At 67.0% G+C, this 24,897-nt stretch carries 18 protein-coding genes; 6 read left to right on the top strand and 12 right to left on the bottom strand.

Annotated elements, in window-relative coordinates; all coding sequences use genetic code 11:
* Positions 1 to 135 precede the first annotated feature (135 nt).
* From JL11_RS00090 to map, 4 genes are all read right to left on the bottom strand, one after another.
* A complete protein-coding gene (locus tag JL11_RS00090) occupies positions 136 to 1,377 on the bottom strand; it encodes a site-specific integrase (RefSeq protein ID WP_054766723.1) in 1,242 nt (413 codons plus the stop codon).
* Positions 1,378 to 1,526: 149 nt separating this feature from the next.
* Entirely contained in the window at positions 1,527 to 2,162 is a 636-nt protein-coding gene (locus JL11_RS00085; RefSeq protein ID WP_054763881.1) for a JAB domain-containing protein, read from the bottom strand.
* Positions 2,162 to 2,491 (bottom strand): hypothetical protein, encoded by a 330-nt coding sequence (locus JL11_RS00080; RefSeq protein ID WP_054763880.1) that lies wholly within the window; start codon positions 2,489 to 2,491, stop codon positions 2,162 to 2,164. The genes JL11_RS00085 and JL11_RS00080 overlap by 1 nt, the downstream gene beginning before the upstream one ends.
* A gap of 249 nt (positions 2,492 to 2,740) precedes the next feature.
* Entirely contained in the window at positions 2,741 to 3,559 is an 819-nt protein-coding gene (gene map, locus JL11_RS00075) for a type I methionyl aminopeptidase (RefSeq protein ID WP_054763879.1), read from the bottom strand.
* Positions 3,560 to 3,888: 329 nt separating this feature from the next.
* Here map and JL11_RS00070 point away from each other — a divergent pair, with 329 nt between their 5' ends.
* The gene (locus JL11_RS00070; RefSeq protein WP_197273327.1) at positions 3,889 to 5,241 is read left to right on the top strand and encodes an OmpP1/FadL family transporter; all 1,353 of its coding nucleotides are present in this window, start codon (positions 3,889 to 3,891) and stop codon (positions 5,239 to 5,241) included.
* A gap of 102 nt (positions 5,242 to 5,343) precedes the next feature.
* Here the strand turns inward: JL11_RS00070 and JL11_RS00065 are convergent, their stop codons facing one another.
* The gene (locus tag JL11_RS00065; RefSeq protein ID WP_054766722.1) at positions 5,344 to 6,840 is read right to left on the bottom strand and encodes a DEAD/DEAH box helicase; all 1,497 of its coding nucleotides are present in this window, start codon (positions 6,838 to 6,840) and stop codon (positions 5,344 to 5,346) included.
* 278 nt (positions 6,841 to 7,118) lie between these two features.
* Positions 7,119 to 8,405, bottom strand: coding sequence for a DUF5690 family protein (locus JL11_RS00060; RefSeq protein ID WP_152951001.1), 1,287 nt, complete (start codon positions 8,403 to 8,405; stop codon positions 7,119 to 7,121).
* 71 nt (positions 8,406 to 8,476) lie between these two features.
* Here JL11_RS00060 and JL11_RS00055 point away from each other — a divergent pair, with 71 nt between their 5' ends.
* On the top strand, positions 8,477 to 9,604 hold the full coding sequence (locus JL11_RS00055; protein WP_054763876.1) for a TIGR03364 family FAD-dependent oxidoreductase: 1,128 nt from the start codon (positions 8,477 to 8,479) through the stop codon (positions 9,602 to 9,604).
* 2 nt (positions 9,605 to 9,606) lie between these two features.
* Positions 9,607 to 10,407 carry a phosphonoacetaldehyde hydrolase gene (phnX, locus tag JL11_RS00050; RefSeq protein WP_082382534.1) on the top strand — a complete coding sequence of 267 codons (801 nt, stop codon included), beginning with the start codon at positions 9,607 to 9,609 and terminating at the stop codon, positions 10,405 to 10,407.
* 12 nt (positions 10,408 to 10,419) lie between these two features.
* On the opposite strand, the gene JL11_RS00045 is transcribed toward phnX, so the two are convergent.
* Positions 10,420 to 11,139: a UTRA domain-containing protein gene (locus JL11_RS00045; RefSeq protein ID WP_054766720.1), complete on the bottom strand. Its 720-nt coding sequence runs from the start codon at positions 11,137 to 11,139 to the stop codon at positions 10,420 to 10,422.
* Positions 11,140 to 11,323: 184 nt separating this feature from the next.
* Between JL11_RS00045 and JL11_RS00040 the strand changes: the two genes are divergently transcribed.
* From JL11_RS00040 to JL11_RS00030, 3 genes are all read left to right on the top strand, one after another.
* Positions 11,324 to 13,462 carry a phosphocholine-specific phospholipase C gene (locus JL11_RS00040; RefSeq protein WP_054763875.1) on the top strand — a complete coding sequence of 713 codons (2,139 nt, stop codon included), beginning with the start codon at positions 11,324 to 11,326 and terminating at the stop codon, positions 13,460 to 13,462.
* A 38-nt stretch (positions 13,463 to 13,500) separates the two neighbouring features.
* The gene (locus tag JL11_RS00035) at positions 13,501 to 14,076 is read left to right on the top strand and encodes an HD domain-containing protein (protein WP_054763874.1); all 576 of its coding nucleotides are present in this window, start codon (positions 13,501 to 13,503) and stop codon (positions 14,074 to 14,076) included.
* 251 nt (positions 14,077 to 14,327) lie between these two features.
* The gene (locus JL11_RS00030) at positions 14,328 to 17,195 is read left to right on the top strand and encodes a TonB-dependent receptor (RefSeq protein WP_231681345.1); all 2,868 of its coding nucleotides are present in this window, start codon (positions 14,328 to 14,330) and stop codon (positions 17,193 to 17,195) included.
* Positions 17,196 to 17,340: 145 nt separating this feature from the next.
* Here the strand turns inward: JL11_RS00030 and gyrB are convergent, their stop codons facing one another.
* The 5 genes from gyrB to dnaA form a co-directional block, all read right to left on the bottom strand.
* Positions 17,341 to 19,776 (bottom strand): DNA topoisomerase (ATP-hydrolyzing) subunit B, encoded by a 2,436-nt coding sequence (gene gyrB, locus JL11_RS00025; protein WP_054763873.1) that lies wholly within the window; start codon positions 19,774 to 19,776, stop codon positions 17,341 to 17,343.
* A 542-nt stretch (positions 19,777 to 20,318) separates the two neighbouring features.
* On the bottom strand, positions 20,319 to 20,612 hold the full coding sequence (locus JL11_RS00020; RefSeq protein ID WP_054763872.1) for a ribbon-helix-helix domain-containing protein: 294 nt from the start codon (positions 20,610 to 20,612) through the stop codon (positions 20,319 to 20,321).
* Positions 20,613 to 20,645: 33 nt separating this feature from the next.
* A complete protein-coding gene (gene recF / locus JL11_RS00015) occupies positions 20,646 to 21,767 on the bottom strand; it encodes a DNA replication/repair protein RecF (protein WP_082382532.1) in 1,122 nt (373 codons plus the stop codon).
* A gap of 71 nt (positions 21,768 to 21,838) precedes the next feature.
* Entirely contained in the window at positions 21,839 to 22,957 is a 1,119-nt protein-coding gene (gene dnaN, locus JL11_RS00010; protein ID WP_054763870.1) for a DNA polymerase III subunit beta, read from the bottom strand.
* A 196-nt stretch (positions 22,958 to 23,153) separates the two neighbouring features.
* Positions 23,154 to 24,566 (bottom strand): chromosomal replication initiator protein DnaA, encoded by a 1,413-nt coding sequence (gene dnaA, locus JL11_RS00005; RefSeq protein ID WP_054766718.1) that lies wholly within the window; start codon positions 24,564 to 24,566, stop codon positions 23,154 to 23,156.
* Positions 24,567 to 24,897: the final 331 nt, after the last annotated feature.

Below are 24,897 nucleotides of genomic sequence, written 5' to 3'. Positions count from 1 at the left end.
CGCCAACATAGCGCACTGCTCCCGAAAAGGTCTGGCCCGCAGTGGACGGCAGCGGACCCGTACAGGGGTCGGCTGCTGCTGCGCTGGCCATACTGACGCCCGCCAAAACCGCGCACCAGATCAGTACACGCCGCATTATGCCGCCTTCTTCAGGTCTTTGCGGGCGAGCAGGCCGCGCACGTATCGATCCCACTTCGCCATCGCGGCTCGCTTTTCGGGCATGTAATTCCAGCGATCATAGTTCTTGGAACTGATGTCCTGCAGCGAATGGTTCTGAATGCGGTCGCGGATTTCCTTCGCAATCCCTGCCTTGCCCGATAGCGTTTTCCAGGTGCGACGAAGATCGCGGTTTGTAGCGAATGGAATGACTCCTCGGTCTCGCTGGCGCCAGGTGAAAGAGTACAAGGTGCCGTGCCCGACGGGCTGGTTTGGATCCTTGGCGGAGGGGAAGAACCAACCGCCTGGGCCCGGGGTAATGGACTCAATGAGTTCGGCCGCGAGCGAGGGCAGCGGGATGGCGTGCGGAAGCATGTTTTTCGTTTTCGACCAGTCGATGATCCGCTCCTTCGGGTCCCATTGATCGATGTGCAGACGCGCGATCTCCTCGACCCGCTGGCCCGTGAGCATGATGAGCTGGATCGCACGAGGGTAAGAGGGATGCACGGGCACATCTGGGCAGTCGAGCCAGCGGTAAAGCTTCACGAACTCGTCCTCATCGAGCCAGCGGGTGCCTTGCACTTTCGGCTCCGTCGGGATGCCAGACGCCGGATTGAACGGGATGCGAAACCGCCGAGGCGACGAGTTCCGATAGTCGTGCTCGGATTTCATGCCCCAGCTGTAGGCGGCGTGTAAGTAACACCTGACGTGGTCCGCCATGGATCGTGCGCCACGCTCGTAAATCGGGCGAATAAGCTCAACAAGCTCCTCTGGCTCGATCTCGCGAGCCAGTCGGTTGCGGCCGAGCGTGTCTGCGATCTTGTTGAGACCCTTCTCCGTCTCCTTCCAGGACGACTTTCCCGCGGCCTTCAAGGAGGCGACATATCCCTCAAAGAGGTCACCGACGGTGCCAGGCCTTGTGTCGCCGCTGATCTTGATGCTGCGGCCCTTCTGGATCGCGTCCGAAAAATCGCGTTTAAACACCTCGCGTGCCTGGGCGAGAGACATCGAGGGATAGTCCCCAAGCTTCTTCTTGGAGCGCTTACCGTCGCGCCATTGCTGCGCCATCCATTCGGCAATGACGCGCGTGGGCATGGCACGGACGATCAAGACAAGGCGACCGGTCCCGCGACCCTCGCCCTCGGTCAGGTTCTCCTGCTTGCCGGTCAGCTCGACCCGCTTCAACGCCTGCCGGATCGCTCCATCGTTCAAACTACCCACGGCCACACCTCAAAATCACTGAGAACACTTGGCTGGGTTGGGGTCGGTAAGCGAGTGCAGTACCGCTCCCGATCCCCCTACAACCGCCCCCAGTTTGCCAATGCCGAAGCGGGTACACAAGTGAAGAAAAGCCAAGTGTTTCAGCGGTATCAGGCGTGACCGTACGTGATCGCTGAGGGGTGATCAGGGTGGTTGTGCACCAGAATCAGGGCGCTGGCCGACAGCTCCAGGGCGCGACGCACCACTTCGCGCGGATAGACCGGCGCGTGATCCACCGTGCCCCTGTTCTGGACCTCATCCAGGATCAGCTGGTTCTTCTTGTCCAGGTAGAGGACGCGGAACTGCTCGCGCGGCTCGTGCTGCAAGGCCACGCGCACATAGGCCAGAAGGGCGCTCCAGGACGAGATGACGGGCCGTTTCGCCGTCGGCTCGCGCGCGATCCGCCGCGTCACGTCGAAGATCAGCTGAAGGTCCAGCGCCACCGCCCGCGTCGCCTTGCCGGGCGCATAGCCCAGGGAACGCGCCACCTGATCCTCGACCGCCTCGTGGCTGGCGGCGCCGATGCCCTCCAGCCCGCCGAACCGCGCCAGCAGATCCTTGGCCAGCGGCTTGGTGTCCTTATAGGGCACGCTGCGGAACAGCAGCAGTTCCAGCAGCTCATAGTCGGGCAGGGCGCCCAGACCACCCTTGGCGGCCCGCTCGCGCAGCCGGTCGCGATGACCGCTGTGGCGCGGCGACGACTTGGTTCGGCCCGGCGCCCCGGCCGCTTCGTCCGTCTCCGACATCAGGGCTTGGTCTGCTCGGGGCCGAACTCCAGCCCCGCAGGCCAACGCGGCCACCGCGGGGGAAGGGGCGCGTCCGTCGGGGGCGGCGACTGGTCGTGATGGCTCAGATAGCGTGTTCCATCCATCCGCGTGGCCGCCATTCCGACGCGGCCCTCTTCATCCGCAAAAACAGGGATGAGCATCCAGCCGCCCGACCAATCTGCGGCGCCCGCATGGTCGCTCGGCGCCCCGCGGCTCAGATAGGCGCCCCCCCGCGCCTTCAGCCCGCAGGCGGGGTCGTCCTCAGCGTAGGCGACGCAATGGGTCAGCGGGGCGTTCGAGGCGGACACCCAACAGCTGAACCAAGCCTTTGTCTCCAAAGGAACGCATCGCCGAGCAGCCGTCTGGCGATCGTCGGCGGGTCGGTCTCGCTCGACCTCAGACCTGTCGGCCGAAGCGCAACCGAGCGTTAGAAGAAACAAGCCGGCGGCGGCGTAAGGCGTCTTCATCGTCGTGCTCTTCGGTTGTGCGGCGGCAACCTAGCGTCACGACATCGAAGAGGATAGAGCCTGTGCGCAGGCGGCGTGGCTCTCGCCCGCTCAGTTCGGGCGGAACAGTCCTGCCGGAGAGGCGGTGAAGATTTCCAGCCCGTCTTCCGTCACCCCGATGGTGTGTTCGCACTGGGCCGACAGGGACTTGTCGCGGGTCACGGCGGTCCAGCCGTCGGACAGGACCTTCACATGGGGTTTGCCCAGGTTCACCATCGGCTCGACGGTGAAGAACATGCCGGCCTTCAGCACGGCGCCCTCGCCCTTCCTGCCATAGTGCAGGACGTTGGGGCTGTCGTGGAAGACGCGGCCGATGCCGTGGCCGCAGAAGTCGCGCACCACGCTCATCCGCTGGGCCTCGACGAACTTCTGGATGGCGAAGCCGATGTCGCCGAACGTATTGCCCGGCTTGACCTGCTCCAGGCCCAGCTCCAGCGACTGATAGGTGACGTCGATCAGCTTCTTGGCCCGGGCATTGATCTCGCCCACCGCATACATGCGGCTGGAATCGCCGTGCCAGCCGTCGACGATGACGGTGTGGTCGATGTTGACGATGTCGCCCTCTTTCAGAACCTTGTCGCCGGGGATGCCGTGGCAGACGACGTGGTTGATCGAGGTGCAGACGGTCTTCTCATAGCCCTTGTAGCCCAGGCAGGCGGGCAGCCCCCCGTGGTCCAGGGTGAATTCGCGGATCAGGTCGTCGATCGCGCCTGTCGTCACGCCCGGTTTCACATGGGCGGCGATCATGTCCAGAGCCTCGGCGACCAGACGACCGGCCTTGCGCATGCCTTCGAAATCCTCCGCCTGATGGATGCGGATGGCGCTGGAGCGGACCAGGGCGTCGGTTTCCAGTTCGGGCGTTTCGTACATGGGGCTCTATTCGGCGACGGAAGCGGCTTCAGATGGCGATCCTATCACGGATACGCAAGGCGAATGTGGGGCGGTCAGGGATTCCTTCCGTTGCGGAAAGAATGACTGTGTATTGCGCGACACTGTCGTTCATCCGAATGAACCTGCCCCGGCGTAACCTCTCGCCGGTGTGATCATGTGGGCTTTTTCAGACACAGTTTCGCCCGTTTCCGGGCGGAGACCCGCCACGCATGCAACGTTTTCCTGACGAAAGCGCTGCCGTGCGATCGACCTCCCCGAATACCCACCGCCGCTTAAATGGCGGGGGCTGAACTATAGGAATGGCTTTTATGACTCCCAGGAATTTCGCCCGCGTGGGCGGCATTGCGCTGACGACCGCCCTGCTGGCCGGCGTCGCCGCTCCGGCCATGGCCGGCTCCTTCTACGTCCAGGAACAATCGACCCGCGCCCAGGGCCGCGCCAACGCCGGCGTCGGCGCCGACAAGGGCGTCCAGTCGCTGTGGTGGAACCCGGCCGCCATCGCCGGAACCCAGCGTGAACTCTATGTCGGCATGCACGGCCTGGTCCTGGATTCCGACGTCGACAACACCGGCTCGACCCTGACCTACAATGTGCCGGTCGCCGGCGTCGGCGTCGTCAGCCGCACCTATCCGGTCAACGGCGACCCGCACGTCCACGAGGTGGTCGAAAGCGGCATCGTGCCGAACTTCGCCGTCTCCATGCCGATCGGCGACCGCTTCAACGTCGGCCTGGCCGTCCAGGCGCCGTACAACTTCACCACCAAGTACGAGCCGACGGACTTCGCCCGTTACGACGCCCTGACGTCGGAACTGCGCTCGGCCAACGTCAGCCTGGTCGCCGCCATGACGGTCACCGACTGGCTGGACATCGGCGCCGGCTTCGACGCTCAGTTCGCCAAGGCCACCCTGTCCTCGGCCCTGCCGAACGCGCCGATCCCGGCCGTTCTGTCGCCCGCCTATGTCGTCTCGCCGTCGACCGACGGCCGCAACCAGCTGGAAGGCGACGGCTGGAACTACGGCTGGAACGCCGGCGCCCAGATGCATTTCGGCAAGCTGGACCTGGGTCTGTCGTATCGCTCCAAGATCGAGCACGAGCTGGACGGCACGGTGAACATCTCGGGCCTGACCGGCGTCCTGGCTCCCGCCAACGTCTCGGCTGACGGCGTCGCCAGTTTCACCACCCCCTGGTTCGCCACCGTCTCGGCCCGCTACGCCGTCAATGACCGCCTGACCCTGAACGCCCAGGTCAATCAGATCGGCTGGAGCGAGTTCGACGCCATCCGCGTCGCTTACGGCGCCACGGGATCCTCGACCATCGTTCAGGACTATGACGACGTCACCACCGGCGCGATCGGCTTCGACTACAAGATTGATCCGACCATGACGGTCCGCGCCGGCCTGGGCTATGACCCGACCCCGACGCCGGACGATCACCGCACCGCCCGCATCCCCGACGGCGACCGCTGGCTGTACGCCGCCGGCCTGTCCAAGACGGTCGGTTCGATGACCTTCGACGGCGCCGTGACCTATATCGACATCGACACGGCCACGATCAACGACACGCGCGACCTGTACAACAACGGCCTGGTCATCTCGAACCTGCGGGGCGAGGCCAAGGGTTCGGGCGTCGGCTTCTCGCTGGGCGCGACCTGGAACTTCTAAGTCGGTTCAGCCCCGGCTGACATGACAACGGCGGCGCCTGCAAAGGCGCCGCCGTTTTTCTTTCCAGACCCTCTCCCGCAGGCGGGGGGAAGGCGGTGAGAATCACCCCTTGGCGGCGTAGCCCTTGCCGCCGTTGGAGGGGCGGCGACGGGGGCGGCGCTTCATCTCGCCGACCGGACGGGGCTCGTGCTGGCGCGCATCGGACGGACGCGGTTCGCGCGGGGTCGTCTTTTCACCGGCCAGGGGGTTGTAGGTCTTTTCCGGACGGGGAGCGGCCGCCTCGCCGCCGGGGCGGTTGCGGCGCTGGCGGTGGGGCTGGCCGCCGCCTTCCGGACGCACGCCGTCGCGGTGGGGATTGCGACGACCCCGGCCGCCCCGTCCCTGGCCATGACCGCCTTCGTGACGCTCGCCGCCTTCGCGTTCGGGCAGAGTCGCCTTCTTGGCCACGCCGGCGGCCATGATGGAGGCGTCCAGGGCCGCCAGCTGTTTGTCGTTGCGGCGGTCCGCAACCGGGATCTTCTGGCGCGTGACCTTTTCGATGTCGCGCAGCAGCTTCATCTCGTCGCCGGCGACGAAGCTGACGGCGGTGCCGTCCTTGCCCGCCCGCGCGGTGCGGCCGATGCGGTGGACATAGGATTCCGGCACGTGCGGCAGTTCGAAGTTCACCACGTGGGAGACGCCGTCCACGTCGATGCCGCGCGCGGCGATGTCGGTGGCGACCAGCACCCGCAGCTTGCCCTTCTTGAAGGCTTCCAGGGTGCGTTCACGCTGGGGCTGGGACTTGTTGCCGTGGATGGCGCCGGCCTCGACCCCGCCGGCTTCCAGATAGGCCGCGACCTTGTCGGCGCCGTGCTTGGTCTTGGTGAAGACCAGGCAGCGCTTGTACTCGGGATCGCTGAACATCTCGGTCAGCAGGGCGCGCTTCTTGCCCTGTTCGATATAAACCACCGACTGGGCGATGCGCTGGACCGTGGTCGATTGCGGCGTGACCTGGACCTTGACCGGATCCTTCAGCAGTTCGCCCGCCAGTTTGCCGATTTCGGTCGGCATGGTGGCCGAGAAGAACAGGTTCTGACGGCGCGCCGGCATGCGGCTGACGATCTGACGGATCGGCTTGATGAAGCCGAGGTCCAGCATCTGGTCAGCCTCGTCCAGAACGAAGATCTCGGTCGAGGACAGGTCCAGCGTCTTTTGCTGGATATGGTCCAGCAGACGGCCGGGCGCCGCGACCAGGATGTCCAGACCCTGTTGCAGGGCGCGTTCCTGGGCGCCGTACTTCACGCCGCCGAAGATCACGGCGACGCGGAAGCCGAGATGCGCGCCATAGGCCTTGAAACTGTCGCCGATCTGGGTGGCCAGTTCGCGAGTGGGGCTCAGGATCAGGGCGCGGGTGGTGCGGGGCACAGGCGGGGTGCGGTTCTCGGCCAGCCGATGCAGGATCGGCAGGGCGAAGGCCGCCGTCTTGCCGGTGCCCGTCTGGGCGATGCCCAAGAGGTCCTTGCCGGCCATGACGTCGGGGATGGCCTTTTCCTGGATCGGAGTGGGCTTGACGTAGCCGGTCGAGGCCAGGGCCTGGAGGAGGGCCTTATTGAGGCCCATGGATTCGAAGGTGATGCTCACGGCAGTTTCTTTCGCGTGCGGCGACGCGCATCGGCCATGGCATGACGCCGTCGGGCCGCGCACCGCCAGTCCCGACGGAGCCTCAAAGACGAGGCCTGCGGGGTGGATCGGGCGCCGCCCCGCGTGTCCGGGCAGCGAATGACTATGAGGAGCCGGCGGCTGCTACAGTCAGGTCCGAAAGGGGACCCACACGCGCTGGAGACGCCGGAGATCGCGATTGTGCGATGCAGCGCAAATGGGCGCTTCGGCCGCGAAAGTCAAGTTGAAGACACGCCGTCCCGCCGTCCGCGCAGAAACAGCAGGGCCGAGCCCCCCACCAGCACCAGGCCCGCAAGGCTGGTCGCATAGGCGGCGCCGGTGAAGAAGGGCAGCCAGGGCAGGTCCACGACGGCGAAGTTCTTGAACAGCAGCAGGGCCACACTGCCCAGATAGCCGGTGGCGTCGGCCAAGTAGATCAGAAAGCCGGCGGTGGCGACTGTGCCGGAATAGGCGATCATCCGGTCGAACAGCATGGCGTTGAAGGGGGTGTAGGCCAGATAAAGCCCCGCGCCGCCCGCGATCATCCAGGCGATCGGCGACATCAAACCATGCTGGAAGGCCAGGGTGGACAGGCCCAATAGTGCGAAACCGGCCAGTATGACCCCATGCATGAGCAGGAGGGCGCGGCCGTTGTTCTTGACCGCGATCAGAACGCCCATGGCGACCAGAGACAGGACCGCGACCGGGCCTTCGCTGGCGGTGAAGACCGAGGCGGCGTCGCCATAGCCCAGGGCCCGCCAGATCTCGGCGGCGAAGTTGTCGCGCAGGTCTCGGAAGGCCGTCAGCAGCACATAGGCGGCGATCAGCAGGACCAGCACCGGCCAGTGGCGCGCCAGAAAGGCGGCCCGCTCCCCCGCCATCATCGGGCGGCGGGCGACCCGCTCGGCCTCATCGGCGGGACTGGGCGGGGGCAGGGCGGCCAGGGCCAAAACCGAAACGGCCAGCAGGGGCATGAAGACCACCCCGACGGCCGCCGGCATCCAGAAGGGGCTGACGTGCTGATGCTCCATCAGGGCCTTGCCGACCGATTTCACAACGCCGGAAGACAGGATGAAGCTGGCGCACAATATGGCGCCCAGCACCTCGCTGGTGCGCCGCCCCTCCATGAAGCCGAACACCAGGCCCCAGATCAGGCCCAAGGGCAGGCCGTTCAGGAACAGGGCGGCGACGTTCCACGGCGCCGGCGTCACCGCGAACAGCACCAGGGCGAGCCAGGACGCCCCGATCAGCAGCACGATGGCCAGGGCGCGGCGTTCGGCCCGCATTTCGGCGATCACCTTGACCCCGATCAGCTTGGACAGGGCGTAGCCGGCGACCTGGGCGATCACCAGGGCGATCTTATAGTCCAGGGCGAAGTCCCATCCGGGCACGACGTCGAAGGTCGCCGCCGTAAAGGGTTTGCGGAAGGCGTACATGGAAAAATAGGCGCAGAAACCCGCCAGACCCGCGAACAGGACGAAGACGACAGGATTCGCCTGGGCCAGCCACGACCGCATCCGTTTCATCATTTGACATCATCCCGTTGCACTCGCGTGGTCTAGACCACTGCTGCGACGCTTGGATGACGAGGACGAGGATGACGGAGAGACGCTACGACGTCGCCGTGGTGGGCGCGGGGATCGTCGGCCTGGCCTGCGCCCTGGCCGCCGCGCGGCGGGGGCTCTCGGTCGTGGTGATCGACCGCGACGCCCAGGCCAACGGCGCCTCGATCCGCAATTTCGGCTTCGTCACCGTCACGGGTCAGCCGCGAGGAAAGGTCTGGAGCCGCGCCCATCGCAGCCGCGCCATCTGGGACGAGGCGGCGCGCGAGGCGGACGTGCCGGTCCTGCAACGCGGCCTTTGGCTGCCCGTGCGCCGGCCCGAGGCCGCCGCCGTGCTGGAGGCCTTCATGGCGACTGAGATGGGCGAGGGGTGTCGACTGATGACGGGGGAGGAGGCGCGGGCGCGCGCGCCGCAGATCATCGGACCCCAGACCGTCGCCGCCCTGTGGAGCCCCCACGAACTGCGCGTGGATTCGCGCATCGCCATCCCGCGTCTGGCCGCCTGGCTGGCGGATCGCTTCGGCGTCGCCTTTCGGCGCCAGACCGCCGTCCAGACCGTCGAGCCGCCGCGCCTCGTCACCAGTCGGGGCGTCGTGGAGGCCGAGCGGATCGTGGTCTGTCCCGGCGACGACCTGGTCAGCCTGTTTCCCGATCAAATGGCCCAGGCCGACGTGACCCGCTGCAAGCTTCAGATGATGCGGCTGGCCTCGCCCGGCTTTGATCTGCCCGCTCCGGTCATGTCGGACCTGGGCCTGGTGCGCTACGGCGGCTACGCCGCCCTGCCTGAGGCGGCCGCCCTTCGCACGCGGCTGGAGGCGGAGCAGGGTCAGGCTCTGGCGGACGGGGTCCATCTGATCGCGGTCCAGGACGCCGACGGCGCCCTGGTCATGGGCGACAGCCACCACGACGCCGCCACGCCGGACCCCTTCGCCAGCGAGGCGGTCGATCGGCTGATCCTGGACGAATGGCGCGCCGCCACCGGACAGCCCGCCCCGCCGGTGCTCCAGCGCTGGACCGGAACCTACGCCCGAGGCCCCCAGGCCGATCTGATGGCTGCGCCGCACCCGGCCGTGCGCCTGGCCCTCATCACCGCCGGCAACGGCGCCTCCACCGGCTTCGCCTTCGGCGAAGAGGTGATTGCAGACCTGTTTCAGGAGACGTGACCATGACCCCCATCCGCGACAGTTTCGACATGGTCGTTTTCGACTGGGCCGGCACCATGGTCGATTTCGGCAGCCGGGCCCCTGTTCTGGCCCTGATGGAGGCCTTCGCCGCCTTGGACACGCCCGTGACGGAGGACGAGGCGCGCCGCGACATGGGCCGGGCCAAGGCCGATCACGTGCGGGCCCTGTTCGAACAGCCCCGCGTCAATGAGGCCTGGCGGGCGGCGCACGGCGCGGCGCCCGATACGGCGGCGGTCGAACGGGTCATGGGCGAACTCCAGCAGCCGATGATCCGCCTGGCCCAGGAAACGGCGGACCTGATCCCCGGCGCCGCCGAGGTCGTGGCCCGGCTGCGGGGCGAGGGTCTGAAGATCGCCTCCTGCACCGGCTATACGCGCGAGATGATGCAGGCGGTCCTGCCCCGTGCGGCCGACCAGGGTTACGCCCCCGACCTGGTGGTCTGCGCCCATGAGACGCCTCAGGGACGGCCGTCGCCCCTGATGATCTACAAGGCCTGCGCCGATCTGGGCGTCTGGCCCCTGTCGCGCGTGGTCAAGGTGGATGACGCCGAGGTGGGGATCGCCGAGGGGCGCAGCGCCGGCTGTTTCACCATTGGGGTCGCCGCGTCCGGCAATCTGACGGGGCTGACGGCCCAGGCCCTGGCCGAGCTGGATGCGGACGAACGGTCGGCCCGGCTGGCCGCAGCCGCCGATCGTCTGCTGAAGGCGGGCGCCGACCGGGTCATCGACACGGTGGCGGATCTGATCCCGGCCCTGGAGGCCGAGGCGGCGCGGAGGGCCTGATCGCCCGAGGGCTTAACGCACCCGGATGTCGACGCTGATCTTCAGGGCGTCGTGGCGCCAGTATTCGCGGTCGAATTCGACCACCCGGCCCTGGGCGTCATAACTGGTTCGGACCACGTTCAGGCCGGGCAGGCCCGACTTGACCTGTAACGCCTCGGCCTCGCCGCGCGTCAGGGCGCAGGGCTGCATGTCCACCCGGTTGCGGGCCACGGCGATGTTGTAGGCGGACTTCAGCACGCTGGTCAGGGAGCCGTCCAGCGGATGGCTGAGCAGGTCCGGGGCCATGGCGGCGTCCACGACGATGGTCTCTACCAGAACCGCACGGCCGTCGACCGAACGCCGGCGGCGGATGCGGTACATGGGGGCCCCCACCGGTCGGCCGAAGATCGGCGCCAGGACCGGGGTGCAGGCGATCTCGGTCTTGCTCAGGGTTTCGGTGGTCGGCCGGCGTCCCTGGGCCTCCACATAGGACATGAAACCCTCCCAGCGCGTCGGATCATAGACGACGGGCGGGGGCGAGACGTACCAGCCGCTGCGGTCCTTTCGATAGATGACCCCCTCGGCCTCGAGCTGGAACAGGGCTTCGCGGATCGTGCCGCGCGCCACGCCGCCGCCGACCTGCAACTGACGTTCGGAGGGCAGGCGTTCGCCGGGCTTCAACTCTCCGCCCGCGATCCGCGCGGCGATGGCGTCGCGCACCCCGAGGTAATGGAGACTGTCCGGCTGCGTCATGGAATCGCTCAAACGACGGTCGATTCCCGCCCGGTCGGAAGATGCGAATTCGAGCATTGCGGGTCAAGCGAGCCGGGTCCGTCCACGGAAGGTTCAGACATCCGCCGCGCAAGCTTCATGAAAATTTCGCCGAAGACGACACCCCTTCTGGTCTATACCAAAAATGAAGAGGGGGATTTGATCCATGTCAAATGATCGTCGGTCTTTCCTGCGGGGCGCTCTGGGCGGCGCGGCCGCCGGCGCGGCCCTGAACCTGCTGCCCGCCACGGTGCGCAAGGCGATGGCCATTCCCGCCAACAACGCCACCGGCACCATCATGGACGTCGAACACGTGGTCATCTTCATGCAGGAGAACCGCGCCTTTGATCACTATTTCGGCGCGCTGAACGGGGTGCGCGGCTTCGGCGATCCGCGCCCCCAACGGCTGCCTGGCGGGGCCAGCGTCTGGCGTCAGCCCAGCGACCAGCACCCCGACGGCTTCGTCATTCCCTTCCATGGGGATTCCCGCACCACCAACGCCTATACGGTCGACGGGTCGGACCAGGGCCACAAGGCCGCCGTCACCATCGTCAACGGCGGCCGTTATGACCAGTGGGGCCATTCCGGCGAGCTGCATAAGCGGATGGCCTATTACAAGGCCTCGGACCTGCCCTTCTACTACGCCCTGGCCAGCGCCTTCACCGTCTGCGACGCCTATCACTGCTCGACCCTGACCCAGACCTATCCGAACCGGCTGCACCTCTGGACCGGCTGCAACGGCGGCGGAAAGGTCGGCGGCGACCCGGAGATGAGCAACTACGGCGAGGACGAGACGCCCAGCGCCGACATGGCCGAAGACATGGAGATGGCGCGCGGTCCGCATGACTGGACCACCTACGCCGAACGGCTCCAGGCGGCGGGCGTCAGCTGGAAGGTCTATCAGGAGTACGACAATTTCGGCGACAACATCCTGTCGGTCTTCAAGCCGTTCCGGCCCTGCCCCAAGGAGTCGCCCCTGTATCAGCGCGGCCGGTCCTGGGTGTCGGAGCATAAGACCGGCCCGGACCGCACCCGATCGGACGGCGAGCAGCTGGTGGAGGCCTTCCGCGCCGACATAGCGGGCGGGCGCCTGCCGCAGGTGTCCTGGATCGTGACGGCGCGGGATCTGTCGGAACATCCCGACGCCGAGCCGTCCAAGGGCGAGCACGTCTGCGCCCAGCTGATCGAGGCCCTGGTCGATCACCCGGAGGTCTTCTCCAAGACCGTCTTCATCGTCAACTATGACGAGGCCGGCGGCTTCTACGATCATGTCCAGCCGCCGATGCCGCCCCTGACGCCGGACCAGGGCCACAGCACCGTCTCGGTCGCCGGCGAGGCCAAGGTCTATGGGCCTGACGCCGATCCGGCCCATCGCGGCGCCCATCCGCTGGGCCTGGGCATTCGGGTGCCCGCAATCGTGGTCTCGCCCTGGAGCCGCGGCGGCTTCGTCTGTTCGGAGGTGTTCGACCACACCTCGACGCTGCAGTTCCTGGAAAAGCGTTTCGGCGTTCGGGAGGAGAACATCAGCGACTGGCGTCGGACCGTCTGCGGCGACCTGACGTCGGCCTTCGACTTCGCGCGTCCCAACCAGGACTGGGCCGCCCTGTCTCTGCCCGCCACGGCCGACTACATGCAGCGCGTGGCCCGCTCCAAGGCCGCGCCGACCCTGCGGATTCCCGAGCGCCAGGTTCCGGCCGTGCAGGACGGGCCGCAGCGGGGCGCCCGCCCTCTGCCCTATGATCTGGCCGCCCAGGCCCGCGTCGCCGACGGGGCCGTCTGGATCGACCTGGTCAACCGCGGCCGCACCGGCGCGGTCTTCCAGGTGTTCGACGCCACTGATCGCGCGGGCCCCTGGCGCTTCACCCTCGCCGCCGGAGAGACCTACGCGGCCGGACACTGGAACACCGGCCGGCCGGGCCCTTATGATCTGATGGTTCACGGCCCCAACGGCTTCTACCGCCGCTTCGCGGGCGACGCCGCCCAGCCCCAGCCGCAGGTGATGATCGCCACAGACGCCAGGGGCGTGCTGACCGTGGGCGTGACGGGCGTGGGCGAGGAGGCGGCCCTGGCGGTGCTGGAAATGGACCCCGCCTATCCCCTGTCCGAAGGCGAGGCGCGGCGTCGGCTGACCGTCCGGCCCGGCGCAGCGTCGCAATCGACCTGGGACCTGCGCGGCAGCGACCACTGGTACGACCTGACGGTGAGCCTGGAGAATGATCCGACCTTCATCCAGAGGCTGGCCGGTCATGTGGAGACCGGCCGCCCCAGCCGCACCGATCCGGCCATCGGGCGGATGCGCCTGTGACCCCCGCTCTTTCGACCGCTGCTTACGACGGAAATTTGATGACCTCTCCCGTGGACGCCGACGCCTTCGTCTCTGAACTTTCGGACCTGTTCGCCCGGCTGGGCGGGCTGCATTACGGGGAGGACGTCACCCAGCTGGAGCATGCGGTGCAGACGGCGCACCATGCCCAGGCGGACGGGGCTCCGCCCGCCCTGGTGGCGGCGGCCTTGCTGCACGACGTCGGCCACATGATGCAGAAGGCCGGCGAGGACGCCGCCGACCGGGGCATCGACACCCGTCACGAACACATCAGCGCCGGCTATCTGGCCCGCGCCTTTGGACCTGAAGTGACCGAGCCGGTCCGACTGCATGTGGCGGCCAAACGGTGTCTGGCCGCCACGGCGCCGGGCTATGTTGATCGGCTGAGCGCCGCCTCGCTTCAGAGCCTGGCCTTGCAGGGGGGACCGATGAGCCCGGCCGAGGTGGAGGAATTCATGGCCTTGCCGGCGGCCGAAGCCGCCCTTCGGCTGCGCCGCTACGACGAACTGGGCAAGGCCCAGGGCGTCGAGGTCGCCGGTTTCGAGGCCTATCGCGCCCTTCTCTGCGACCTGATCAACCGCAGGGCGGAAGCCTAGTTTTCATTTCAACGAATGGGGGTTGTTGAATGAGTGAAGGTTCCAGTCGTCATCGCTCCGGATAGCCGGAGCACAAGACATCGGCCCGCCGGTCCCGGCGGCGCCGTCGCAATCCAATAGTTTTCGGCCCGGGTCTGGGTCGAGCGGTTGATGCAGTCAGGGCGCGCCCGCGCGTCGCTGATCGCTGACGCCTGCCCTGAGCGGACCCAGACGGCCGATCCGACCACACATCAGGATCAATGGAGACAGTCATGTCGCGTCATCTCATGGCCCAGGAACGGGCCGTTCATCGTCACACCATCGCCCGGACCGGCCTGCGCGCCGTCCTCATGGCGGGTTCCGCCGCCCTGGTCGCGGGCGCCGCCCACGCCCAGACCGCCGCGCCGCAATCGAAGCCCGCCGAGGTGGAGGAGGTCGTCGTGACCGGCCAGCGCCTCAGCACCGCCAACGCCATCGAGGCCCAGCGCCGCTCGAGCGTGGTGTCCAGCGTGATTTCGTCCGACGACCTGGGCAAGCTGCCCGACGCCAACGTCGCCGACGCCCTGGCCCGCGCGCCCGGCATCAACGTCGTCGTCAACCAGGAGACGGGCGAAGGCGAATATGTCTCGGTGCGCGGCCTGGCCGGCACCTTCAACGCCTATTCGATCAACGGCGTCCGCGTCGCCCTGACCGATCCCGACAGCCGCAAGATGTCGATGACGGTCCTGCCGCCCAACGGCCTGAAGAGCATCACCGTCTCCAAGACCCTGACGCCCGACATGGACGGCGACGCCATCGGCGGTTCGGTCAACTTCCAGACCCCCACGGCCTTCGATTTCGCCCGCCCGGTGGCGCGCGCCTTCCTCAGCTATGGGATCAACGACCGCGCTCGCGAGCAGGATGAAAAGGACGGCGCCGGCCAGGTCCAGCTGGACTTCGCCAGCCGCCTGCCGTCCGACAGCCGTTTCGGCGCCTTCGTCTCCTTCAACTACGGCAAGAGCAACGGCCTGAACGAAGAGACCGAGAACGACGGCGAGTGGGAGCCGTATCGCTGGCGTCGGAACAGCACCGAAGAGATCGACGACCGTTCGATGTACCTGCCGGGCATCGACCTGGACTACCGTCGCATCGAGCAAGAGCGGTTCGGCGGGAACTTCTCGATCGACTATCGTGGGGACACGAACGACTTCTATCTGCGCGGTCAGTACAGCCGTCTGGAACGGACCGGCACCAATGACTACACCGACTTCCGCAGCCGCAAGACCAAGCGCCTCCAGCAGGTCGATCTGGAAGACACCAGCCTGATCCAGCCGGACAATGCGGTCGTCGGCTTCGGCGCCAAGGGCCGAATTTACAGCTACACCACCGCCCAGATCAAAGACTTCGACACTGACGGCGTGATCACCGACGCCGACCGCAAGAGCAGCTCGTCCTACTGGTCCCTGTTCGGCCGGTCCGGCGTGTGGAAGCCCGAGACCTTCCAGTTCGCCCGCACCTTCCAGACCCTGGACCAGACCTCGACCCTGGGCACCATCAATCTGGGCGGCCAGAGCCGTCTGGACCGCCTGACCCTGGATTATGACCTCAGCTACAGCGCCGGCGAGAAGGGCGGACCGGACAGCTTCTCCATCGGGTACAACTGCGACGCCTGCTCGGCGCCGTTCAACCAGACGGGCCTCTTGTGGTCGTCCTATGATCCGCGCTTCCCCATGCCGCAACTGCCGGCCTTCGCCCAGAACGCGCAGAACGATCCCAATCTGTTGCCCTATGACGGCGGCGGCCGCAGCCGCGACAAACAGACCGACGCGCGCACGGCGTTCAAGTTCGACGCCGTCTATGAGATGGAAGGCCTCGTCCGTCATCTGAAGGCGGGCGTGAAGATCCTGCGGTCCGAACGCGAATACGACGCCACGCCGATCTGGGGCGGTTCGTTCGACAACACGCCGCTGGCGGGCAAGAGCCTGGGGCAGTCGGGCCTGATCGACCGCGAGGTCCGCAATGTTCTGAACGGCCGCTACTACTACGGCGCCATCCTGAACCGCGACAAGGTGACGGCCGCCATCGAGGCCGCCCAGAAGGCCAATCCGGTCAACTATTCCTACGCCGATCTGAACTCGAGCGATAAGAGCGGTGAGGAGACCATCTACGCCGGTTACGGCCTGGCCAGCTTCCAGCTCAACGATCTGGACGTGGTCGCCGGGGTGCGCGTCGAACACACGGAAGTCACCAACACCAACTGGATCGAAGACGGCGACCGGAGCGGCTTCGGCGATACCGACAGCCACTACACCAACGTCCTGCCCAGCGTGACGGCGGTCTATCGCCCGTCGGAAAACTTCGTCTATCGCGGCGCGATCTGGACCAGCTTCTCCCGGCCCGAGTTCAGCAACATCTCGCGCGGCGTCAGCGTCGGCCGGGCGAAACCGAGGCCGGGCGAGACCCTGGGCGAGATCGTCTCCATCAGCCAGGGCAATCCCGACCTGAAACCGGCCGAGGCCCTGAACCTGGACGTTTCGGCTGAATATTACCCGGACCGTTCCAGCCTGGTGTCGATCGGCGTCTTCCACAAGAAGATCGACCACTTCATCTTCACCAACGGCAGCGCGGTCGATGCTCCCACCCAGGAAGGCGTGATCACCATCACTCAGCCCAAGAACGGTGAGACGGCCCGGATCACGGGCGTCGAGCTGAACCTGATCAAGTCGTTCGAGGGCATGGCCGCGCCCTTCGACGGCTTCGGGGTCGAGGCCAATCTGACCCGCCAGGTCAGCGAGGCCGAGACGGGTCTGGACTACCGCAGGGGGCGCAAGATCTCCTTCATCCAGGCGCCGGATCTGATCTACAACGCCTCTCTGACCTATCAGAAGTACGGCCTCGAAGCCCGGCTGTCCTATCAGTATCAGGGCGCCTATATCGAAGACCTGCGCGATAACGCCGTGGACAAATGGGTCCAGCCCAACAAGAGCCTGGACTTCCACTCGCGCTACACCTTCCGTCCCGGCCTGACGATGGACTTCGACGTCCAGAACATCCTGGACGGCCACCGCTACTATACGACCAAGGGCGAAAGCCCCTCCTATCAGAAGGACTATATGGAACCCGGCCGGAACTTCCTGGTCCGCCTGGCCTATTCCTACTGATCCAGAACCTGGGCGATGCCGGCTGGGGGGACGTTCCCTCCAGCCGGACTTCGCTCAGCCCGTCAAACCCTGACGCCAAACTGAACCGCCCCCGATCGCAGGATCGGGGGCGGCTTTTTTCGATGAGGAGGTAGGGGACCGAGGGTCAGACGTCGACGGCGGCGTCCAGGGCGTTTTCCTGGATGAAGTCGCGGCGGGGTTCGACCACGTCGCCCATCAGCTTGGCGAACAGGTCGTTGGCGTCCTCCTCGTGCTCGACCGAGACCTGGAGCAGGGTGCGGGCGTTGGCGTCCAGAGTGGTTTCCCACAGCTGTTCCGGGTTCATTTCGCCCAGACCCTTGTAGCGCTGGATGACCAGGCCCTTCTTGCCGGCGTCCAGCACGGCGTTCAGCAGGTCCAGCGGCCCGCGGATGGTGGTGGACTTGTCCTTGCGGCGGTAGGTGGCGGGGGCGGTGAAGACGCCGTCGAAGGCGGCGGCGCGCTCGGCCAGACGGCGGGCGTCCAGCGACCGGATCAGGGTCTCTTCCAGGACGATGGTCTCCTGGACCGCGCGACGGGTGCGGGTGAAGATCACGGCGCCCTGCTCGCCCGGCGCGCCGGTCCAGTCGCCGTCGCCCTCTTCGGCGTAGAGGTTCAGGCGGACGGCGGCGGCCGCAGCCGCCTCGGCGGTGTCGGCGTTCTCGGTGAACAGACCGGCCAGGGCCGCCTGTTCGATGGCGAAGGCGGGGGCGCGCTGGCTCAGGCGGTCGACCCCGGCCTTGAAGGCCTTGGCCTCGCGCACCAGGGCCTGCAGGTCCAGCCCCAGGCGGCGCTCGCCGGTGGACAGGTCCAGCTCGGCCTCGGACGAGCCTTCCTCGATCAGATAGGCGTCCATCTCGGCCTGGTCTTTCAGATAGCGCGACTGCTTGCCCTTGGAGACCTTATAGAGGGGCGGCTGGGCGATGTAGACGTGGCCGCGCGTGATCAGCTCGGGCATCTGCCGATAGAAGAAGGTCAGCAGCAGGGTGCGGATGTGGGCGCCGTCGACGTCGGCGTCCGCCATCAGGATGATCTTGTGATAGCGCAGCTTGTCGGCGTTGAAGTCGTCGCGGCCGATGCCGGTGCCGAGCGCCAGGATCAGGGTGCCGATCAGGTCCGACGACAGCATCCGGTCGAACCGGGCGCGCTCGACGTTCAGGATCTTGCCGCGCAGGGGCAGGACGGCCTGGTTCTCGCGGTTGCGCGCCTGTTTGGCCGAGCCGCCGGCGCTGTCGCCCTCGACGATGAACAGTTCGGACTTGGCCGGGTCGCGCTCCTGGCAGTCGGCCAGCTTGCCGGGCAGGGAGCTGATTTCCAGCGCCGACTTGCGGCGGGTCAGGTCGCGGGCCTTGCGCGCCGCCTCCCGCGCGGAGGCGGCCTCGATGATCTTGGCGACGATCATCTTGGCCTCGACCGGATGTTCCTCGAACCAGGTGGACAGGCCTTCCGAGCACAGGGCCTCGACGGCCGGCCGCACCTCGGAGGAGACCAGCTTGTCCTTGGTCTGGCTGGAGAATTTGGGGTCCGGCACCTTGACCGACAGGACACAGGTCAGGCCCTCGCGGGCGTCCTCGCCCGTCGGGGCGACCTTTTCCTTCTTCGCCAGGCCCGAGCTTTCGATATAGCCGCCCATGACGCGGGTCAGGCTGGCGCGGAAGGCCGACAGGTGGGTGCCCCCATCCCGCTGGGGGATGTTGTTGGTGAAGCACAGCATGGTCTCGTGGTAGCTGTCGTTCCACCACAGGGCGAGATCGAGCTCGATCCCCTCCTTCTTGCCGCGAATGACGATGACGTCCTTCAGCAGGGGCTGTTTCGACTTGTCCAGGTGGCGCACGAAGGCCTCGACCCCGCCCTCATAGTGCAGGGTGACGTCGATCGGCTCGGCGTGGCGCATGTCGGCCAGGCGAATGACCACGCCCGAGTTCAGGAAGGCCAGTTCCCTCAGGCGGTGCTCCAGCGTCTTGAAGTCGAAGTCGATGTGGCTGAAGGTCGTGATCGAGGGGAAGAAGGTCACCTCGGTGCCGCTCAGGGGCTGACCGGCCTTGTCGCCCGTGGTGCGGATCGGCGCCGTGCCGGTGACTTCCAGCGACTTGACCGTGTCGCCGCGCTCGAACCGCATCTGGTGCTGCTTGCCGTCGCGATAGATCTTCAGTTCCAGCCAGTCGGACAGGGCGTTGACCACTGACACGCCCACGCCGTGCAGACCGCCGGAGACCTTGTAGGAGTTCTGGTCGAACTTACCCCCGGCGTGCAGCTGGGTCATGATGACCTCGGCCGCCGAGACGCCTTCCTCGGTGTGGATGTCGGTCGGGATGCCCCGGCCGTTGTCGGTCACCGTGACCGAGCCGTCGGCGTTCAGAATGACCTGGACCAGGTCGGCGTGGCCGGCCAGGGCCTCGTCGATGGCGTTGTCCACCACCTCATAAACCATGTGGTGCAGGCCCGAGCCGTCGTCCGTATCGCCGATATACATGCCGGGACGCTTGCGCACCGCGTCCAGGCCTTTGAGAACCTTGATGGAATCGGCGCCGTATTCGGGCTGTTCAGCAATCGGATCGGTCATGAAATCGGTCGTTGAGACGCCCGGACGGCGGGCTTCGAAGCAAGGTACGAACGACGCGAATCCCAGCGCCGTCCGAAGCTGGTAAGATATAGGAAATTCGGCAGGAATTGCGAGCGAAACGGACGGTTGGCGCAGGGTTTGTGCGTAGGTCCGCCGGCGATCGTAAAAGGGCTTGGCCCGCAGATCTGGGCTAGGGCCAATCGACATTGGGCCTGCCGTCGTCCTGCCGTCCTGCGCGCAGCCGCCAACCCAGGAGAGGCGCCTCGGGCGTTGAAGACTCTATTCGATTGAGTGTCGGTCTTCCTTCCCGCGTCAGCGGAAGGGAAAACGTCTGGCGGCGTAACGCCGATTGAGGGTGGGTTCATCACAACGGGCACGACGAGGTCACGGCGAACACGGCGGGTTCCGATGGCGTCGTGACCGCTGTGAATCCGCCGTGATCGCTGTGATGAACCCGGTCGCCGCATCAAGGCCCTCTGACGCGGGAAGAGCGGCCTGACCGCAGTGAGCTGAATGTCGATTGAACCTTCGGAAACGCCGTCTCAGCCAAAGCCGCCGCGAGGTCGCGCTGCGCGTGAAGGATGCGCCAGACCAAGACCTGCTCGGCGCGCGGCCTCGATACGGTCGATGCGTTTGCGGAAGTAGTCGGCGTCCACGATCTCTCCAGGACCGGAGTCCCGGCCTTCGATCAGCATGTCGCGGACACGCTGCTTCTCCTGCTCCAGCTTCAACAGAGCCAGGACGTAGTCGCTGTCTGCGTCCAGACCCTGGTCTGCGACCTGGGCGTCGATGAAGGCCTTCAGCGAGTCCGGCAGGGAGAGGGTCAGGGTGGCCATGGGCTTCAGAATAACCGAACCCCAGGGCTTAAACTAGTCGCGCTCCAGCGCCCCGCCGGCGACGCGGACGAACTGGGCGCGGCCCTCCAAACCGGCGAACAGGCTGCGTTCGGTGCCGGTCATGAAGGCCTGCAGATCCAGGGCTGTGATCTCGTCGAACAGGGCCGCGCGGCGGGCCTCGTCCAGGTGGGCGGGGGCCTCGTCCAGCAGCAGGACGGGGCGGGCCGACTGGTGTGACAGGCGGCTGATCTGGGCCAGGATCAGGTTCAGGACCAGGGCCTTCTGCTCGCCGGAAGAGCCCTCGGCGGCGGGGCGGTTCTTCTCGCGGTGAAGGGCGGTCAGGTCGGTGCGGTGCGGGCCGAACAGGGAGCGGCCGGCCGCGCCGTCGCGGGCGCGCGCCTTGGCCAGGCCGTCGCGGATCGCGGCGGCGATCTCGTCTTCTTCGGCGCCGGCTTCGGCCATCTGTTCGGCGGGGCCGTCCAGGCCCAGGTCGGCCTGGGGGAAGGGGCGGTCGCGGCGGACGTCGATGGCGGCCTGGAGCGCGTGCAGGGCGGCGACGCGGGCCAGGGCCGCGCGTGCGCCCGCTTCGCCCAGCCGGGCTTCCAGGGCGTCCAGCCAGACGGGGTCGGCCTCGCGTCCGTCCTGTGCGTCGTTCAACAGCCGCAAGCGTTCGCGCAGGGCCTTTTCATAGGCGGAGACGGCGGCGGCGTGGTCGGGATCGGCGGCGAACACCAGCCGGTCGAAGAATTTCAGCCGCTCGGCCCGGGCGTCGGAGAACAGCCGATCCTGCTCGGGCGTGGCCCATACGGGACGCAGATAGTCCAGCAACCGCCCCGGCTGCGCCGTCTCGCCGTCGATGCGGACGATGCGCCGCGCCGCGCCCGCCGTCTGGACCCCGGTGCCCAGACGGGTCTCGTCGTCCAGTTCGACCATGACGGCCCATGCGCGGCCGGTCGCCTCGCCCGGCTCGCGGCGTCCCATCTCGGCGGCGGTCGCGCCGCGCAATCCCTTGCCGGGGGTCAAGAGGCTGATCGCCTCCAACAGATTGGTCTTGCCCGCTCCGTTTGGGCCATGAAGCACCACCGGGCCGGAGGCGAGCTCCAGCCGTGCGCTCGCATAGGAGCGGAAGTCGGTGAGGGTGAGGGAGGTGATCAAGGAAGTGACGAGTGGCGCGTGGCGAGTGGCGAGAAAAGCAGGACGAGTCGTGCTCGCCACTCGCCACTCGATCACACCCGCAACGGCATCAGCACATACTGCACGCCCGGATCGCCCGGATCGAGCACGAGCGTCGGCGAGGCCGGGTCGGCGAAGCGGAAGGCGGCGTTTTCGCCGGTGATCTGGCCGGCGACGTCCAGCAGATAGCGGGCGTTGAAGCCGATCTCGAACGGTTCGTCGGAATAGCCGATCTCGACCTCTTCCTCGGCCTGACCGGCCTCCATGTTGCGGACGGTCAGCTTCACCCGGTCGTTGTCGAAGGCCAGTTTCACCGAACGGCTCTTCTCGGCCGAGATGGTGGCCACGCGGTCGACGGCCTTGGCGAACAGGGCGTTGTCGATGTCGGCCTGTTTGTCGTTGCCGCGCGGAATGACGCGCAGATAGTCCGGGAAGGCGCCGTCGATGACCTTGGAGGTCAGGCTGGCCTCGCCCAGCTGGAAGCGGATCTTCTGGGCCGAGACGGTGATCTCGACCGGGCCGCCGGCGTCGTCCAGCAGGCGACGGACCTGATCCACCGTCTTGCGCGGCACGATGACGCCGGGGCCGCCGGCCGCGCCGTCGGGCGCCGGGGTCTCGGCCAGGGCCAGGCGGTGGCCGTCGGTCGCCACGGCGCGCAGCAGAGGCACGCCGGCCTCGGCCACCGTGTGCAGATAAAGGCCGTTCAGATAGTAACGCGTCTCTTCAGTCGAGACCGCGAACCGGGTCTTGTCGATCAGCCGCGCCAGGTCTTCCTTGGGCATGACATAGGACGCGCCGGCGCTGTCGGTCGACATGACCGGGAAATCGCCCGCCGGCAGGACCGGCAGGTTGAAGCGTGACCGACCGGCCGACACCACCAGACGGGGATCGTCGCCCGAATAGGTCAGAGAGACCTCGGCGCCTTCCGGCAGCTTGCGCACGATCTCGTACAGGGTGTGGGCGGGGGCGGTGATCTGGCCCTCGACGTTCACCGTCGCCTCGGCCTCGTCCACCATCTCCATGTCCAGATCGGTGGCGGCGAAGGCCAGACGGTCACGGCCCGCGCTGAGCAGGACGTTGGACAGGATCGGAATGGTGTTTCGACGTTCGACCACGCTCTGCACATGGCCCAGGGCCCTAAGGAGCGCGGATCGTTCGATGGTCAGTTGCATATCGTCTCGCCCGGATGCGGCGACTCAGGCTGGAGCGCCACGATAAAGGGCCTTGGACACTAGCGGATTGGGCGCAAGGAGCAAGGAAGCGGCGCGTGGTTAGTTGGCGAGTGACGAGGGATATTGGGGGCAAATCGGCGGGATGAGACGTTTTCTATTCGCTCGCCCTTCGCCGCCGACCGCTCGCCGCTCGAAATCAGCCCCGCAGCTTGCGGGTCAGGGCCTCGACGTCGCGGGCGATCTGGTCGTCCTGGGCCATCAGCTCCTCGATCTTGCGCACGCCGTGCAGGACGGTGGTGTGGTCGCGTCCGCCGAAGCGACGGCCGATGTCGGGGTAGGAGCGGGTGGTGTGCTGCTTGCACAGATACATGGCCATCTGACGGGGACGGGCCACCGAACGGGTGCGGCGCTCGCTGAGCAGGTCGGCCTGTTTCAGGTTGAAATGGTCGGCGACCGTCTTCTGGATCTCATCGACCGTGATGCGGCGCTCCGGTCCGCCGCGCAGGGCGGCGCCCAGCAGGGTCGAGGCCTCGTCCACCGAGAGGGACGAAAGACGCGATCCGGCCGCGGCGGCCAGGGTGTTCACGGCGCCTTCCAGTTCGCGCATCGAACCGGGGGTGCGATCCACCAGCTGGGCCAGCACCTCGGGCGCGGCCTCCCCCTGGACCACGCCCAGAGCCGACAGGGCCTTCAGGCGGTTTTGGGCCACGGCGATCTTCAGCGCCCGGTCGCCCGCCTCGACCGGGCAGGTCAGGCCGGCGGACAGATGGCTGCGCAGGCGCGGTTCGACTTCGGTCAGGGCCATGGGCGCGCGGTCGGCCGAGAAGACGATCCGTTTCCCGTCCTCGATCAGGGCGGTCAGGGTCGACAGCAGCTCCTCCTGGGTGCTCGCCTTGCCGCCCACGAACTGGACGTCGTCCAGCAGCAGCATGTCGGCCGAGCGCAGGCTTTCCTTGAAGGCGGCGGTCGAACGGTCCTGCATCGCCTTGACGAAGGTCGACAGGAAGCGTTCGGCGGTCAGATAGACCACCTTGGCCTCGGGCCGCAGGCGTTGGGCCTCCCAGGCGATGGCGTTCAGCAGGTGGGTCTTGCCGTAGCCGTAGGGGCCGCAGAAGAAGACGGGGTTGAAGTGGCCGTCGGCCCAGCTGGCCACCTGTTTGGCGATGGCCAGGGCGAAGGCGTTGCCCTGACCCTCCACGAAGCTGTCGAAGGTCAGACGCTCCTGCAGGCCTGCGGCGCGCACGGCCCGGGCGCCGTCGGCGACGGGGGCGACGGTGGGCTGGGCCAGGGCCGCCAGACGGGGAGTGGCGTCCACCACATTGCCGCCGATCACCGCCGAGGCCGGGGGCGCCGAGCCCACTTCGGCGCGGCAGCGGACGTCCAGCCGGCGGTTCAGCCGGTCCAGGCCCAGCCACAGCTCGTTCATACGCCGCAGGGCGTTCTTGCGAACCCAGTCGCGGGCGTAGGCGGTGGGGGTGACCAGGATCAGCTGACCGGCGGAATCCATCCGCACGGCCGAGGGGGCGATATAGGACGAGAAGGGGCCGTCGCCGATTTCGGCCCTCAGGCGCAACGAGGCCTCGTTCCAGATGCGGTTCGGATCCGTCATGTTCGATCCGTCCACGCCGTTCGCCGCCGCCATCGCACCCCCAACCATCGCTCCGCCACCCAATCCAAAAAGCCAATCCGATCGTCTGCACTTCAGGGCGATGGTTCAGGGACGACTTCTCCAGCCCCGAAAAGCGATGCTTTTCGGGCGGGGCCGAACTCCTGGACAGACATCTCCCGCCAACGCGAAACTATCGTCCCGCGCCGTCTTCATCCGTGTTGGGATGGAAGTGCGTTAGAGCCCAAAACTTACGCGGCGCGCCGGTCGGGTCAACGCTGATTCGTTGGTTGATTCGCAGTTAAATTGTTTGACTCCGTCAAACGCTAATCCT

The organism is Brevundimonas sp. DS20 (genome assembly GCF_001310255.1).
In the GTDB taxonomy this organism is placed as follows: domain Bacteria; phylum Pseudomonadota; class Alphaproteobacteria; order Caulobacterales; family Caulobacteraceae; genus Brevundimonas; species Brevundimonas aurantiaca.
This window is presented reverse-complemented; position numbering and strand designations above follow the sequence as displayed.

Coding starts and splice junctions, on each gene's coding strand:
- JL11_RS00085 (WP_054763881.1), bottom strand. CDS start 2,162: ATGTCGGAGACGGACGAAGCGGCCGGGGCGCCGGGCCGAACCAAGTCG.
- map (WP_054763879.1), bottom strand. CDS start 3,559: ATGTACGAAACGCCCGAACTGGAAACCGACGCCCTGGTCCGCTCCAGC.
- JL11_RS00070 (WP_197273327.1), top strand. CDS start 3,889: ATGACTCCCAGGAATTTCGCCCGCGTGGGCGGCATTGCGCTGACGACC.
- JL11_RS00065 (WP_054766722.1), bottom strand. CDS start 6,840: ATGGGCCTCAATAAGGCCCTCCTCCAGGCCCTGGCCTCGACCGGCTAC.
- JL11_RS00060 (WP_152951001.1), bottom strand. CDS start 8,405: ATGAAACGGATGCGGTCGTGGCTGGCCCAGGCGAATCCTGTCGTCTTC.
- JL11_RS00055 (WP_054763876.1), top strand. CDS start 8,477: ATGACGGAGAGACGCTACGACGTCGCCGTGGTGGGCGCGGGGATCGTC.
- phnX (WP_082382534.1), top strand. CDS start 9,607: ATGACCCCCATCCGCGACAGTTTCGACATGGTCGTTTTCGACTGGGCC.
- JL11_RS00045 (WP_054766720.1), bottom strand. CDS start 11,139: ATGACGCAGCCGGACAGTCTCCATTACCTCGGGGTGCGCGACGCCATC.
- JL11_RS00040 (WP_054763875.1), top strand. CDS start 11,324: ATGTCAAATGATCGTCGGTCTTTCCTGCGGGGCGCTCTGGGCGGCGCG.
- JL11_RS00035 (WP_054763874.1), top strand. CDS start 13,501: ATGACCTCTCCCGTGGACGCCGACGCCTTCGTCTCTGAACTTTCGGAC.
- JL11_RS00030 (WP_231681345.1), top strand. CDS start 14,328: ATGTCGCGTCATCTCATGGCCCAGGAACGGGCCGTTCATCGTCACACC.
- gyrB (WP_054763873.1), bottom strand. CDS start 19,776: ATGACCGATCCGATTGCTGAACAGCCCGAATACGGCGCCGATTCCATC.
- JL11_RS00020 (WP_054763872.1), bottom strand. CDS start 20,612: ATGGCCACCCTGACCCTCTCCCTGCCGGACTCGCTGAAGGCCTTCATC.
- dnaN (WP_054763870.1), bottom strand. CDS start 22,957: ATGCAACTGACCATCGAACGATCCGCGCTCCTTAGGGCCCTGGGCCAT.
- dnaA (WP_054766718.1), bottom strand. CDS start 24,566: ATGACGGATCCGAACCGCATCTGGAACGAGGCCTCGTTGCGCCTGAGG.